Consider the following 14,994-nt stretch of genomic DNA (forward strand, 5'->3'; position numbering starts at 1 on the left):
GAAGTGCCTCCCTCAGAGAGAAACCTGTAGATGTCGCAATCACAAGTTTCCCTTGCAGGGCAGGCACTTCCGCTTATCTACACGCCGACGAACAGCACATCTTGACGATCACGGTGAATCACCCGGGCTAGCATCGGACTCGTCGCCTACTGACCTGCCTGCGGTCGTGCTCAGGGTCATTGCGTGGTTGAACAGCTGCTGATCACGATGGCGATGAGGTCGGCTGGTCTCTCGTCGGACGTGTGTGTCGAAGGGGATTCGAACCCGGACCGGACCCTCTATCCGTAGTCCTGCCCTGGACGTTCGCGGGCCGGTATCGAAGGAAGATAACGGGAAGCGCTCGCTGCGGCGAAGCCCAAGCCGCCTGGGGCCAGCCTCCGGCGAGGCCTGCCGCCGACGGGTGTCGGCGGCAGGCCCGGCGCCCCTGATGAACCTCAGGTGGCGGGGGTCAGCCCGGTCGAGGCGCGGAACGAGCCGTCCATCTCGAACGGCACCGACTCGTGCTCGTGCGTCACCAGCCAGCGCCCGTCGATGCGGCGCAGTCCCAGCGTCACTCGGAACCACAGGCTGAAACTCTCGGTCGAGCCGCACGGCACAGCGGTCAGACAGTCGAGGCTGGTCGCGAACGCCACGTCGCCGTCCGTGGTGATCTCCAACTGGGTGACCTCGCGGCGCGGCGGCGCCTCGAAGGTGGCCATCCAGGCCTCCAGCGCGGCCGGGTTCCGCCCGTCGCCGGGCTGGCGCAGCGGCGGGGCGAGGCTGTACTCGACGAAGCGGGGCGCGTAGTACGACAGGATGGCCCTGGCGTCACCTTTCTGCAGCAGCGCGGCCTTGCCCTCGATGACTTCCCGGATCTCGTCCATGACAGGTCCTACCTTTCTCTCTTGCCCGGGATGTCGAAGCCGGGCCGGTCAGTTTCGACATCCCGACGAGAGAAAAGGAGAGAAGCCATGAAATACCTGCTCCTGATTCAGTCGAACCCGCGGTCGCTGGCCGTCTGGGAGACTCTGACCGATCAGCAGCGGACCGACTTCGGCCTCGGTCACCTGCGACTGACCGAGGAGATGCGCGAGGCCGGCGTGCTGGTGGTCAGCGAAGGGCTGGGCGACCCAGCCCTGGCCACCCAGGTTCGGGTACGCGACGGTAGGACGATCACCTCCGATGGCCCGTACGCCGAGGTCAAGGAGCACCTGGCCGGCTTCTACCTGATCGACGTCGCGGATCTCGACGAGGCGGTCGCCTGGGCGGCGAAGGCGCCGGACGCCGCGTACACCCGGGTCGAGGTGCGCCCGATCCTCGATATGAGCGCATGGGAGCTGTGACCGGGCTGCCGGACCTGCTACGCGATTGCGCGCCCCAGGTCCTGGCCGCCGTCGTACGCCGCTACGGCGACTTCGAGGCCTGCGAGGACGCGGTGCAGGAGGCGCTGATCGCGGCCTTCCGGCAGTGGCAGCAGACCGGCGTCCCGGAGCATCCGCGGAACTGGCTTATCGCCGTGGCGAGCCGTCGGCGGGTGGAACTGCTACGCAACGAGACGGCCCGCCGGCGCCGCGAGGAAGCGGTCCGGCTCGAGCCCGTGCCGCAGGTCCGTGGCGACGACGAGCTGGCCTTGCTGCTGCTCTGCTGCCATCCCGCCCTGAGCGTGCCGGCGCAGGTCACGCTCACCCTGCGGGCGGTCGGCGGGCTCACCACCGCGGAGATCGCCCGGGCGCTGCTCTTGCCGGAGGCCACCGTAAGCCAGCGGATCAGCCGGGCCAAGCAGCGGATCCGCGATACCGGCGGCCAGTTTGAGAGGCCCGCGCCGGGCGAGCTCGGCGAGCGTCTCACCGCGGTCCGCCACGTGCTCTACCTGACGTTCAACGAGGGCTACACGGCCAGCTCCGGCGACGCCTTGAACCGGGTGGAGCTGACCCGGGAGGCGATCCGGCTGACCCGGCAGCTGCACCGGCGGCTGCCGGACGACGGCGAGGTCGCCGGGCTCCTCGCGTTGATGCTGCTCACCGACGCACGCCGGCCCTCGCGTACCGGGCCGGACGGCGCCCTGGTCCCGCTCGCCGAGCAGGACCGGCGCCGCTGGGACGCGGACGCGATCGCCGAAGGCGTCGCGATCATCACCCACACGCTGGCCCGGGCCCCGATCGGCCCGTACCAACTGCAGGCTGCGATCGCGGCGGTGCACGACGAAGCGGCGCGCGCCGAGGACACCGACTGGCCGCAGATCCTCGCCCTGTACGGGATGCTGCACGCACTCGCCCCGAGCCCGATGGTCACGCTGAACCGGATCGTGGCACGTGCCATGGTCGACGGCCCGGAAGCCGGGCTAGCCGCGCTGCACCGGATCGCCGAGGACCCGTTGATGGCCCGGCACCACCGGACCGCGGCGGTGCGGGCCCACCTGCTGGAACTGGCCGGCGACCGGGCCGGGGCGCAGGAGTATTACCGGCTGGCGGCGCGGCTCACACTGAGCCGGCCCGAGCAGCGCTACCTGCAGACACGGGCCGCGCAGCTGGCATCGGACCTACGCGCATCCGGGCCGTTGGCCGGCGTCGGGTGTCGCCGCCCTGGCCACGTTGAAGAGGACTGGCCACGTTGAAGAGGATTCGCTGTTGGCTGCCGAACCGCTGCGGGAAGGCGCGCAGCGGGCCCTCATCGAAGCCCATCTGGCCGAGGGCAACTGGATCGAGGGCTACCGAGCGTACGAGGCGTACCGGGACCTGCTGCGTCGCGAACTCGACGCGGTTCCGTCGGCCGACCTGGCCGCGCGGCCGGGCCTCGACCGGCCACCTCCGGATGCGGTCCCAGGCGGCACGACCGGCGGCGGCGCTGACCGTCGACCCCGGGGCGGCGATCCTGTCGATGAGCGGACAGGACAGCCCAGGCCGTTTCCGTCACGGAGGCGGGAGTGCGCTTGCCAGCCGTTCGCCAACAGGTGCGGCGGGGCGGGACTGCGTAGCAGTTCGACCATCCGCTCCCGGTCGGCATCCGGCAAGCCGACGGTTCCGGTTTGGACTCGGTTCGGGTGCGACGGAGTCACCGGGAGCACACGGCGACGGGGGCAGCGTCGATGCTGGCGTACGTGCGTGCTTCCGACATACATGGCGATGACGCCGTCAGGTTGGCCCGGCTGGACCGGGTGATCGCCCAATGTGACGCGCGGGCGGAGTACCTGCGCGGGCAGCAGGAGCAGGTGCAACGCCAGCGCCGCGAGGCTGTGGCACAGCGCGACGAGCTGCTCGCCGCCGAGCGCGCCCGGCTCGCGCGGCCGGCGCAGGTGCCGGCCCCACTGTCGCCGGTCGTCGCGCCCGCTGCGGTGCCACCCCGCCTCGCCCCGCCGCAGCCGTCGGTCCCGCCGGTCAGGCAGCCGTCGGTCCCGCCGGTCACACCGCAGCCGGTGCGGGAGGTCCTGTCACCGCCACCAGCGCCGCCGTCGTCACCGGCCGTTCGGCCGGAGGCCTCCGTGCTGCAGGTGCAGAACGTGCTGCTCGCCCTCGGCGGCGTGCTGCTGGGCGCGGCCGCCATCACGTTCAGTGTCGTGGCGTGGACGACTTTCGGCCAGGCCGGCCAGGCCTTGATTCTCGCGGCGGGCACGGTCATCGCGGTGACCACACCGGTGCTGCTGGCCCGCCGGGGACTGGTGGCCACGGCCGAGACGATCAGCGCTGTTGCGCTGCTGCTCGTCCTACTGGACGGCTTCGCCGTCTGGTCACTCGGACTGTTCGGGGTGGACCGGGTGTTGCCCGTTTCGGCGTACGCCGGGCTGACCTTCCTGGTGACCAGCGCGGTTGCGGCGGGTTATCGGGCGGTGACCCGGTTGACCGTACCGCGCTACGTCGCGTTGATCGCGGCGCAGCCCGTACTCCCGATGATCGCGCTGGGCGCGCTCGACGACGACGGCGCTGCACCGACCAGGCAGGCCGACTTCTCCTGGTCCGACCTTTCCCGGCTCACGGTCGGCTTCGCCCTCACGTCCCTGCTGGCCAACGCGGTCGCGGTCCAGAACCTCGTGGCGGCGGCGCGGCTCACCCGGGCCGGGTCGGGACCACTGCCGCTGAGGGCGCTCGCGTGGGTATTGCACGGTCTCGCGCTCGCGGGGGCCGGCGCGCTCGCCGCCACCGCTCTGGCCACCGCGACCGCGCCGCTGCCGGGCATGTTCTCCGCCACCGTCCTCCTGCTCTCCGCCACCCTGGCCGTCCGCTCGGCGACCGTGGTCGGGCACCCCGCGGTGCGGCACGTCGCCACCGGCGCGGCGACCGTCACGGCGGTGTTCGCGGTCTACCGGGTGATAGCGCTCATGTGGGCCCCCGCCGGGTTGGTCGTCCTGGCCGCCGCCGTCACCGTGGCTGTGGTCGTGGCCCGCGCCCTTCCGCCGCCATGGCGACGTGGCCCGATCACCGCGAGCGCGGGCATGGTCATCCTCCTCGGCGTCCTCCTCGGGGCGTGGAGCCTGGTCGTCGCCGTACGTGTCCTGGCCGCCGCCTTCCCTGCCTGGCAGGCGGCCGGTGTGGAACCGATCGGCGGTCGGCTGGCCGGATGGCAGTTGCCGGCGGCGATGCTGATCGTGTCCGTCGGGGTGGCGATGCTGCTCGGACGCCGAACGGCCCACCAGGCGATCCTCGCGGGGTTCGCCCTGCTCGCGATCGTCGCCCCCGCCTCGTCGGGGCTGCCCTGGTGGGTGCGACCGTGGATCGCGGTCGCGGCGGCGCTGGCACTGGGCCTGTCGGGTCTGCTCAGCCCCGGTCGGAGGGCCGAAGAGGCCGGTCCTGGCGACCGCGGGGACCCCGGCGACGAGGGCCAGCTGGGATACCTACCCGTCTGGGCCGGCCTAGCCCTCGGCGGATACGCCTTCGTCACGGCGCTGCCGCGGGCTTGGCTCACGGCGGCGGTGTTGGCGACGCTGGCCGCCGGATGCTTCCTCATAGCCCGCCTCGGCCGCCGACCGTCGGCAGCGGCGACAAATCTGCGGTCCGTACACATCGCCGATGCCGCTTTCGGTGGTTTCCTTGCGATACTTCCGGGAATCGCGGGCGCCGGGCTTGCCGCCCTGAATGCGGATGCGACCGCGGTACGGACGGTCACCAGCGCGGTTGCCGCCCTGTCGCTCGTGGCCGGCGCGGTCGCGTTGACCCGACGCCGGACAGCGCCGGGGGCCACCGTCGGCGCGGCCTGCGGGGCGCTGCTCACCGGCAGCGCCAACCTTCTCAGCGGATCCCCGCCGACGTTCGCCGATGCCGGAACCGCCGTCCTTCTCGGCCTGTCCGCCACGCTGCTCATCGCCGCCGTCCGCCGGTCCGAACCGCACTCTCCCGGGAATCGGCTCCTGCTGGTGGCGCACGCCGTGACGACCCTTGCCGTAGTCGCGTCGGCGGTGGGTCTGGTGTCGGTCGCCGCACCGGGACTCCGTCTTGTCACGGCGGCCGCCCTCACCAGCGCCGTCGGGCTCGCTGCGGCCCGCCGGGCTTCACCGTGGCGCCGGGGACCGGCGGCGGGCGCCCTCGTCGCCGGTGCCGCGCTGGCCCTGACCTGCGGCCTGATCGCCATCGTCGAGGGTTCCACCGCGGTGATGGCGTCGATGAACCCCCGCCCGTGGGCGGCCGACCTGGGCCGGTGGCCCGACCTCGTCGCCGTCGTCGCGGCGTACGGCCGGCAGGTGCCCTTCGCGCTGGCGCTCCTCGTCGCCGGCGCCCTCGCACTGCCGGAGCGGTACCGCGACCCGGCGGCACTCACCGCCGGCGCCCTGTCGCTGCTCGCGGCGCCCGTCGCCTTCGGCCTGCCCTGGTGGGCGCCGTCGGCGGTGAGCGGGGCGAGCGGGACGCTCCTCGCTCTCGCTGCGGTCCGGGTCCAGGATTCGCGCGCGGGACGGAGACTGGCCGTCGTCGCGGCGCTGTTCGGGGTGCATGCCGCGGGTGCCGCGCTCGGCCGGTCGTGGAGCACGGCGCTGGTGCTGGGCACGGCCGTTGTCGTCTGCGCCGCAGTGGGCCTGATCGGACATGCCGCCCCGCCCGGCCACCAGGCGCGGTGGGTGGCCGATGCAGCGATCGGTGGCGGGCTCGCGGCGCTGCCTGGCGCGGTGGCGAGCGCGGCGGCCATGGTCGGGCTGCCCCCGGCGACGGTGGTGGCGCTCGGGCTGGCCACGGCCAGCGCGGCCCTCACGGTGGGCTCGGTGGTACGACTGGCTCGAGGCGGCGAGGCTCCCGCCCACGGCGCGGCGGCCGGCGCGGTGCTGATCGGGGTGATCGTCTGGAGCGGCGGGGCCCCCACCCTGGCGGACCACCTCGCCGTCGCGTTCCTCTTCCTTGCGGCGGCGCTGCGGCTGATTCCTCGTTCCCGGCCGGCCGGGAGAGCGGTCCGCGTGGCTTACCAGGAAGCAGCCGGGGTCACCCTCGCGCTCCTCGTGTCGCTGTCGCGACTGGCAGCGGTGCTGCTCCCCGGGTACGCGCTGCTGACCACCGCGGCCGTCGTCCTGCTCGTGGCGTTCGGCGTCGGCCTGCTGCCACTGGCCTGGCGGCGTGGCCCGGCCGGCGCAGCCGGCCTTGCGCTCGCGGCGGTGGCAGCCGTGGCCTCGGCTCTGGCCGTTGCGCGGGCGGTGCAGGTCCTGGTCGACGGTACGCCGGCTTGGCGGGCCGACCTGGACGGCTGGCTGGCCGGCGGGCCGGTCGCCGGCGATATCGTCGGGTGGCAGCCGCTGGCGGCGCTGATCCTGATCGCGGCCACGGCACTGGCGTTGGCCGACAGTCCGGTGGTGCGCGGATGGGGCTACCGGGTGGCGCGGGACTCCGCTGCGGCGGCGCTGATCCTGGCCGTCGTCGATGCGCCGGTCTCGCTGCGGATGCCCTGGTGGGCGCCGACCATGCTGGCCGGCCTCGTCGCGTTCGGGTGTGGACTGTCCGCGACGAGGGCCCGGGCTGCGCGACCCCGCCTACGCTTCGCCGCGGCGGGCGCGCTCCTCGGCCTGTACGCCGCAGCCGCCGCCCTTCCCCGGCCCGCCCTGACCGCGGCCGTACTCTGCGGCGTGGTCCTCTGCGGCGCGGTCGTCGCGGCCAGCCTGCCGGCCGGCGAGCGAGAGCCCGCCGGTGAAGACCCGGACGCCGCTGCGCACCGACTCGTCGGCGGCGTCGCGGCAGCCGGTGCCCTCATCGCGCTGCCCGGAGCGACGGCGGCCGTCGGCGCGGCAGCAGGGCTCGGTGCCGGCCCGCTGCTGCGCGGCGCGCTGGCCGCGACGGTTGTCGCGTTCGGCGTGGTGGTATGGCTGCGGCGCGCGTGTCCGGCGTACCTGCCGTACGGCAGCGTCGCCGTCCCGGTGGGCGGCACGGTGGTCGCGTTGGCGACCCTCACGTCGGCCGAACCAACCGGAGGGTACGCCGCGCTCGCCGCCGTCCTGGGCGTGGGCGCGGGGCTCCTGGCGCCACCCGGTCGGCGGCCCGGCACCGTTGTCGCCGCCGCCAGTCCGATGGCCCTGATCGCCGCGGTCGCCGTCCTGCCCGCCGTCGCCGCGGTGCTGTTCCGCCCGTACGCCTGGCTCGGCGTGGGGTGGGGGCCGGCGCCCCGAGGCTCGATCGACGGGCTCGCGCCGGGCGCGAACGGCTGGCCCGGCACCGCTTGGCACCCGATGGCGCTGGCGCTGCTCGCGCTCGGCGCCGGCATGTGCGTTCGCGGACTCGGCCGTCCCCGCCAACCATGGACCTGGCCGGCGGTCCTGTCCTGCGCGGCCCTTGCCGTGTCGATCATGCCGGTCGCCTGGGACGCCCCATGGCCGGCCGGTCCCGGCACGGCGCTCCTCGTCGCCGCCGGGACCGGTGTCTGGGCGGCTCGCCGCGGCTGGCCCGACTCCGCCGGAGGCCGGTCCCTGACGGCCACCGCGGTGGTCCTGTGTGGACTGCTGGGCGGCACCGGGATCTCCGGCGCTCTCCCGACCGAACCGGCGACGTACGCCGGCTTGAGCCTTGCGGTGGCCGCCGGGCTGGCCGCGGCCGTGGTCGGGCGGCGCACCGGCGGCCGCCTCGCCGGCTGGCACTCCGTAGGCGTGGCAGCGTTGTCGCTGCTCGCCGCCGTGGCGACAGGCGCACATCTGGCCCCCGAGCAGTTCTCGTCGAGCCTCGTCGTGCTGGCCGTCCTGCTGCTGCTCGCCGCGGCCGTGCTGCCGCACCACCAGCGGACCGAGGTCGCGACCACGGAGATGATGTCCTACCTCATCGCGGGGCTGGCGGCGCTGACCGCAGGCGCGGCGGACCTGCGGGTCACCGCGCTGATCCTGGTCGGGTACGGCGTGGCTCTCGGGCTGTCCGCGCTACGGCCCCGCCGCTGGCGGCTGGCGGTGGCCGGCGCTGGCTGTGAGCTGCTCGCCTGTTGGCTGTTGCTGTTCGCCGGTGGGGTCGGCGTGGTCGAGGCGTACACCCTTCCGGCGGCGCTGCTGGCACTGCTGGGCGGCGCGCTCGAGCTTCGCCGCCGCCCGCACCTGCACAGCTGGTTGGCGTACGGCCCGGCGCTGGTCGCTACCTTCCTGCCGAGCATCGCGCTCCTGTTGGCGGGCGCGGAGTACCCGGCGCGGCGACTGCTGCTCGGCGTCGGCGGCTTCCTCGTACTGGTTCTCGGGGCGGCGCGCCGCCGCCAGGCCCCCGTCGTGGGCGGCGCCGGTGTGCTCGCCGTGATCACTGTCTACGAGGTGGTGCGGTACTGGGACATGCTGCCTCGGTGGCTGCCGATGGGCATCGGCGGCGTCGTTCTCATCGTTGTCGGCGCCACCTATGAGCGGCGACGCCGCGACCTGCGGCGGCTGCGCCAGGCGGTAACGCGGATGGGGTGAGGTCATCGGGGATCAGAGCGGCGATGGAGGCACTTGCCGCGGACGATGACCGCTCGCGGCCTGTCGAGTTGGTCGAGGTCGCTGCGGGGATCGGCGTCGAAGACGACCGCGTCGGCCGGGGCTCCTGCCACCAAGCCGGGCAGACCAAGGTAGGACCTGGCCGTCCAGGACGCGGCAGCGATCGCCTCATGTGGTGACACGCCGGCGAGCACCAGAGCGCGGATTTCGTTGACGATGCCGCCGTGCGGCCGGGTGTCCGTACCGGCCAGCACGGTGACGCCGGCCTCGACGGCGGCAGCGGCGAGCTGGCCGTGCACACTTGCTCCCGACACGTACCAACGCTTGCGGGAACTGTCCGGCTCGGTGGAGACCCGCCTCAGCGAAGCGGTGATCACAGAGAGTGTTGGCGTCAGTGCGATGCCCTGCTCGGCCATCCGCGGCAGCAACGTCGGGTCCAGGCCCATACCGTGCTCCACGGAGTCCACCCCGGCTTCGACCGCGACCGCACCACCGTCCGGGTGCTGTGAATGCACCGCAACACGCCCGTTCACCGCGTGTACGTGTGTGACAACCTCGCGCAGTACCTCCACCGGCAGGACATCGTCGCCGGGACGCCAGTCGATCACGACTTTCGCCCATCCGGCACGAGCCGCCTGCTCGGCCGCGACGGCGGGCAGATCGGCCGGGTCCGGACGGCGGCCCCAGCCCTCGAAAAACTGTCCGTGCTGAGCGATCCAGGGGCCGGCATGGAAGGCTCGTGGGCTGTCGTCTGCGAGACCGAACCAGTCAGGCGGATCGCCGGCGAGACCGGGAGCACGGATGAGCGCGACTCCGGACGCCAGGTGCGCCCGGAGATCTTCCCGCAGGATGCCAGGATCCAACGGCTGTCCCGGCGCCTCCGCTCCGGGATGTGTATGCGCGTCGACCAGTCCAGGCAGCAGCCAGCCCTCAGCTATCAGCTCAGCACGGGCGACTGGATCGGAGGTCCATCTGTCACCGTCGGCATAGAGATCAACCGGCTCCCCTTCGGGGAGAGCGAAACCGCGGATCCGCAGCACCGCCACCACGCCACCCCCGTACCTCAGGTGCCATCCGATTCGGGCGGGACGGTCGACACGCCATCCGGTTAGCCGAGGGTACCCGAATGACCACCTCTACGCCCTTGCCTGGCAATGGACCTTCGCCGTGCCCGTCGCCTTACCGGCTCCGTTCAGGCGCGTCCGGCCGGGACCAGCCCGGCCGGACGCGGCACGTCAGATCCGGGACAGCAACGGTCGGGCAGAGCACTGCGCCGAGCCGATGTTCTTCAACGTCAGCACCAGCTCCCGCTCGGCGGAGCCGTTGGAGTTGATGACCTGCCGGTAGTAGTGGCGAGTTATCTGCATCGTGCAGCCAAGCTCCACCGGCTCGACGTTGATGACGTGCGTGGCGGTCGTCGGGTTGGCGTTGTATGTTCTGCACCTCGGCGTGCAGGTAGACGGGCTGCGCCACGTCGCCTTGGGGAACCCGCTGGTACGGAGTCGCCGCGGGCCTGCTTGCGCTGGCCTACCTGACCTCCGGCGAGGGGCACCGCGACGACGCGCTGGCGCTGGTCGAGGAGGCGGGCGCGATCGCCCAGGCCGTGATCCCCGGCGCCGGTGCGTCCCGGTCGACGCCCGGCCCCGCGATGCTCAGGGTGTCCTCCGCCGGGTGGAGGAGGCACGGACACAGCTGTAGGCGCCGTCCCGTCCACGCATCACCGATCAGCCTCACGAACCTCACGAGCCCGCTGGCTCCGGGTGCGGAGGATACGTCGTACGCCGAGGATCGCGATGCCGATGCCGACGCCGGCGACGAGAAACCCGAGGAAGAGAAACAGGAAGATCGAACTCATTCCGAGGGTCTCGTCTTCGGTCCCGAGAATGCTTCCGACGAGGAATCCGAAAAGGGGAGCGAGGGCGGTCACTCCACCGCCGAGGACGACCAGCCAGACACCTCGGGGGACCGGGGTGAGTTCGATCGGGCGGCCCTGGACGGAGCTTGGGTCGAGTTCAGCGGTCACCAGGTGTCCTTTCCACGGCGCTGGTCGCGGGCGAGGTGCCGTTGGCGTCGGGTGCGGCGCGGCCGGCGTCGGTCGGTCCGGTGCTGGCGCCGCGGATGGCGTCGAGGAAGGGACCGATGATGTCGATCGGCAGCGGGAAGACCACTGTGGAGTTCTGGTCGGCGCCGAGTTCCAGCAGGGTCTGCAGGTAGCGTAGTTGGAGGCTTGCCGGGCTCTCGCTGAGCGTCTTCGCGGCGTCGCGCAGCTCCGCCGATGCCTGGAGTTCCCCCCGGGCGTTGATCACCTTTGCCCGCCGCTCGCGCTCGGCCTCGGCCTCGCGGGCCATCGCCCGCTGCATCGCCTCCGGGATCTCGACGTCCTTGATCTCCACGACCTCGACCTTGACCCCCCAGGGCTCGGTCATCGCAGCGATGGACTTCGCGAGATCCTCGTTCAGGTCGGCCCGGTGAGCAAGCAGCGTATCGAGGTCCGCGCGGCCGACGACCGAACGCAGGGTGGTCTGCGCGATCTGGGACGTGGCGACCGCATGGTTCTCCACCGTCATCACCGACTTCACCGGGTCGACCACCCGGAAGAGTACGACGGCGTTCACCCGGGCCGGCACGTTGTCGCGGGTGATCACCTCTTGCGGTGGGATGGTCAGCGTGACGACCCGCAGGTCCACCCGGACCAGCTTGTCCAGGCCTGGAAGCAGCACCCGGACCCCCGGGCCCAACGGCTCGCGCAACCGTCCCAGCCGGAACGCCACCCCACGCTCGTACTCCTTCAGCACCCGTAGCGAGGAGGTGGCCACGAACAGCAGCACCAGGATGATGACGATCGCGATGGTCATTGTGTGGCCTCCGGATCGGGCTCACGGCGGTCGGACCCGTAGCGTGAGCGCCTGCGGCGTAGGGCGGCCGCAGCTGCCAGCCGCTCGGCGACCACCTCATCGAGCGCCTGGTCGGCCACCGTCTCGGGGATGAACACCGGGTTGCGCCGCAGGTGTGACCAGAGCGGCAGACTCAGCAGCAGCGCGACGACCACGGCCGAGGCCAGGACCAGCAACGCGTCCGGGCCCGGGCCGGTGAGCGCGGTGCCGACCGGCCACACGAGGCCCAACAGAACCACCAGACACGCGATGCCGCGGTGGAAGCGAGCCGCTTCGGAGGCCGGCCAGGAGTCGACCGCGCGCTGGACCTCCCGCCCGGAGGACGAGGTGGTGCACGTGCTCTTCACAGGGCAGGCGTTGCAGACCGACGGGGTGCCGCGGTAGCGCATCACGCGGTTCTGCGCGTCGAAGGACTGCGGCCACAGCCACTGGTCCTGCGGGCACTGCCACGCATCGTGGTCCTCGTGGTAGACGAAGCCACCAGACATGCCACCTTCGGAGATCGACGCGGCGCGGCGCGCCAGCGCGTCGATGACGTACGCCAGTCCGACCAGGGCCAGGCAGTAGGTGGACGCCAGCCAGGCTTCCACCCCCACGTCCGAGGCCGAGAACCCGGTCACGGCTGCTCCGCCTCGTCGCGCCGGTCCGAGGCGTACCGGCTCCGGGACCGGGGCACCTGGTCCACGGCTCCCGCGGCACCGGTCAGGATCGGAAGGCCGGTGCGGTCCTGGGCCGCTTCGGGGGTCTCCTCGACGTACAGCGTCTCCGGCGGTAGCTCGGTCGCCGTGGCCCGGATGCCGTGGCGGATGCCGAGATAGGTGATCCACAGGAAGGGCAGCACGCCGCCGACGATGAGGATGAGGTCACCGGGCATCCGCATCCATTCGAGCAGCGCGTTGCCCGGTTCGGTGATGTAGTTGAGCGTGCGCGCCTCGTAGTATCCGTCGTTGACCGAGTGCCACAGCTGCAGGATGCCCAGCGGAAGCAGGGTCACGAACACCATCCAGGCGAGGCCGATGTTGAGCGACCAGAAGGAGAGCTTCGCCAGCCTGTCCGGCCACTTCGCCGCCGGGATGATGTAGCGCAGCGCGAACAGCGCCAGGCCGACCGCGAGCATGCCGTACACACCCATCATGGCGCCGTGGGCGTGGTTGGCGGTCAGCGCCGTGCCGATCTGGAAGTACGACACGATCGGCAGGTTGATCAGGAAACCGAAGACCCCGGCGCCGACGAAGTTCCAGAAGCCGACGGCCACCAGGAACATCACCGCCCAGCGGTGGGGGAACGGCGCACTGGTGCGGTTCTGCTGCCGGGAGCCCAGTTGCAGGAAGGTCCACGCCTCGACGGTCAGGAACGTCAGCGGGATCACCTCCAGCGCGGAGAAGAACGCGCCGAGCGCCATGTGCTCCACCGGCGTACCCGAGAAGTACAGGTGGTGCATCGTCCCGATCACGCCACCCGCCGAGTAGAGGATGACGTCGAGGAAGATGATCTGGATGGCGATCTTACGGCGAACGACACCCAGCATCACGAAGATGTAGGCCACCATCACGGTGGTGAAGAGCTCCAGGAAGTCCTCCACCCAGAGGTGCACCACCCAGAAGCGCCAGAACTCCGCGACGGTCAGATGGCTACCCGTCGACGCCAGCATGCCGACCGCGTAGAAGGCGGGTATCGCCAGGCCGGCGTAGAGGAAGAGCCACGGCATGTTGAGCCGGTGTTCGGTCTTCAGCCGCGACCGGATGCCGCGGTAGACGATCGCGATCCACAGGAAGAGCCCGACCACCAGCAGGGCCTGCCAGAACCTCGGCAGGTCCAGGTATTCCCACTGCTGGTCGAAGAGGATCGAGCCCTTCGCCCAGTCGACGCCGAAGATGCTGATCGCCTCGCCAGCCAGCGAGCCGACGACCACGACCACCAGCGCACCGAGCAGGCCCCAGGCCAGCCAGTGCTGCCGTCGGGGCTCCCGACCCGAGATGATCGGCGTGAGGAAGATGCCGGCGGCGAGGAACGCCGCCGCGGTCCAGAACAGCGACAGCTGTACGTGCCAGGTGCGGGCCAGGTTGAACGGCAGCACCTGTGCCAGGTCGATGCCGAAGAAGGTACTCAGGTCGGCCCGGTAGTGTTCGATCGCGCCGCCCAGAAGGGTTTGCGCCAGCGCGAGTGCGGCCACGACGAAGAAGAACCACGCCGTCACCTTCTGCGCCTTGGTGATCTGCACCTCGCCCGGCTGGCGGAAGGCCAGCGGCGGCTGCTCGCTGGCGTGCCAGCCGATCGAGCGGCTCCACCGCCCGTAGAGCGCGAACAGCGCGCCCAGGCCGACCAGGAGAGCCGTCAGCGACAGACCCGACCAGACCACGATGTCGGCGGTCGGGGTGTTGTCGACGCGCGGCTCCGGCGGCCAGTTGTTCGTGTAGGAGTAGGTGTGGCCCGGCCGCTCCGCCGCGCTCGCCCACGCCGTCCAGGAGAAGAACGCGGTCAACTCGTGGATCTCGCGGGGATCGGTGATCACCTGCGGAATGAGGCCGAACTTCGTGCTGTCCGTGGCGAAGAAGTCGGCGTAGTGCCGGGTGGCGTGCTCGAACGCGGCCACCTGCTCCGCGGTGAACACCAGCTCGCCGCTCGCCTCGTCGTACCGGTTCTCCCGCAGCATCCGCTTGGCGGCCTCGGAGGGCTCCTGCGCTCCGGAGCCGGCGAGATCGGCCTTGATGTGCTCGGCCGAGATGCGCAGGTACTCCGCGGTGTAGTCCGGGCCGAGGTAGCCGCCGTGACCCATCACCGAGCCGTACTGTTGCAGCCCTCGGCGCAGGAAGGTCTGCTGGCCGGCGGTCACGTCCGCTGCCGTGTAGATCACCGCACCGTCCGGACCGGTCACCCGTTGCGGCAGCGGCATCGAGTCGGAGTAGGTCCGCAGGGCGAGCATGCCCATCACGAAGAACCCGAAAACCATTACCAGGGCGACGCCCTGAACCCATCCCTTGGAAAGGGTCAACCCCGCTCGGCCGGAACCCCTCACCTGCACCTGCTCAGACAAGTCCTCGCCCCTCCGTCTCGCCGGTGATCCAGGCCAGCGGCATGGCGGCCGCCGAGGGGGCGATGACCCAGCGCTGCACGGTCACATCCCTTCACCGGTCACGCGATGGCCGTCGCACCGCACGACACCCGCCCAGTCGAGCGAACACGCACTCGTTTCACATACATCGACGCAACGGTGATGTCTTGGCCCGCTCCAGCGTGGGGTCGCATTACTCCGGCGAACAGGGCCGTTGGTCCTGTTTTTCC

The 14,994-nt window shown here is 71.7% G+C and carries 11 protein-coding genes; 4 read left to right on the forward strand and 7 right to left on the reverse strand.

The genetic code is table 11. The features are described from left to right. Positions 1–434 precede the first annotated feature (434 nt). Entirely contained in the window at positions 435–863 is a 429-nt protein-coding gene (locus ABNF97_RS25145) for a YybH family protein (RefSeq protein WP_349340023.1), read from the reverse strand. An 87-nt stretch (positions 864–950) separates the two neighbouring features. Here ABNF97_RS25145 and ABNF97_RS25150 point away from each other — a divergent pair, with 87 nt between their 5' ends. The 4 genes from ABNF97_RS25150 to ABNF97_RS25160 are packed head-to-tail and all read left to right on the forward strand — an operon-like array spanning position 951 to position 8,800. After that, positions 951–1,322, forward strand: a complete 372-nt coding sequence (locus tag ABNF97_RS25150) for a YciI family protein (protein WP_130463687.1) — start codon at positions 951–953, stop codon at positions 1,320–1,322. Then, on the forward strand, positions 1,310–2,593 hold the full coding sequence (locus tag ABNF97_RS25155; RefSeq protein WP_349340024.1) for an RNA polymerase sigma factor: 1,284 nt from the start codon (positions 1,310–1,312) through the stop codon (positions 2,591–2,593). The genes ABNF97_RS25150 and ABNF97_RS25155 overlap by 13 nt, the downstream gene beginning before the upstream one ends. Positions 2,594–2,606: 13 nt before the next feature. After that, positions 2,607–3,137 (forward strand): AfsR/SARP family transcriptional regulator, encoded by a 531-nt coding sequence (locus tag ABNF97_RS34310; RefSeq protein WP_502930551.1) that lies wholly within the window; start codon positions 2,607–2,609, stop codon positions 3,135–3,137. Next, positions 3,077–8,800, forward strand: coding sequence for an SCO7613 C-terminal domain-containing membrane protein (locus ABNF97_RS25160; protein ID WP_349340025.1), 5,724 nt, complete (start codon positions 3,077–3,079; stop codon positions 8,798–8,800). Before ABNF97_RS34310 ends, ABNF97_RS25160 begins: the two co-directional genes overlap by 61 nt. A 2-nt stretch (positions 8,801–8,802) precedes the next feature. Here ABNF97_RS25160 and ABNF97_RS25165 read toward each other — a convergent pair whose 3' ends face one another. The 6 genes from ABNF97_RS25165 to ABNF97_RS25190 all read right to left on the reverse strand — a co-directional run bounded on the left by ABNF97_RS25165 (position 8,803) and on the right by ABNF97_RS25190 (position 14,662). Next, positions 8,803–9,864, reverse strand: coding sequence for an amidohydrolase family protein (locus ABNF97_RS25165; protein ID WP_349340026.1), 1,062 nt, complete (start codon positions 9,862–9,864; stop codon positions 8,803–8,805). Positions 9,865–10,053: 189 nt separating this feature from the next. Next, entirely contained in the window at positions 10,054–10,185 is a 132-nt protein-coding gene (locus ABNF97_RS25170; RefSeq protein WP_349340027.1) for a hypothetical protein, read from the reverse strand. Between the two features lie 350 nt (positions 10,186–10,535). Continuing rightward, positions 10,536–10,841, reverse strand: coding sequence for a hypothetical protein (locus ABNF97_RS25175; RefSeq protein ID WP_349340028.1), 306 nt, complete (start codon positions 10,839–10,841; stop codon positions 10,536–10,538). Further along, positions 10,831–11,673, reverse strand: a complete 843-nt coding sequence (locus ABNF97_RS25180) for an SPFH domain-containing protein (protein WP_130463682.1) — start codon at positions 11,671–11,673, stop codon at positions 10,831–10,833. Before ABNF97_RS25180 ends, ABNF97_RS25175 begins: the two co-directional genes overlap by 11 nt. Further along, positions 11,670–12,332, reverse strand: coding sequence for a hypothetical protein (locus tag ABNF97_RS25185; protein ID WP_349340029.1), 663 nt, complete (start codon positions 12,330–12,332; stop codon positions 11,670–11,672). The genes ABNF97_RS25180 and ABNF97_RS25185 overlap by 4 nt, the downstream gene beginning before the upstream one ends. Then, positions 12,329–14,662: a nitric-oxide reductase large subunit gene (locus ABNF97_RS25190; protein ID WP_349340030.1), complete on the reverse strand. Its 2,334-nt coding sequence runs from the start codon at positions 14,660–14,662 to the stop codon at positions 12,329–12,331. The genes ABNF97_RS25185 and ABNF97_RS25190 overlap by 4 nt, the downstream gene beginning before the upstream one ends. Positions 14,663–14,994: the final 332 nt, after the last annotated feature.

This window comes from Plantactinospora sp. B6F1 (assembly GCF_040120695.1).
Classification (GTDB): Bacteria; Actinomycetota; Actinomycetes; order Mycobacteriales; family Micromonosporaceae; genus Plantactinospora.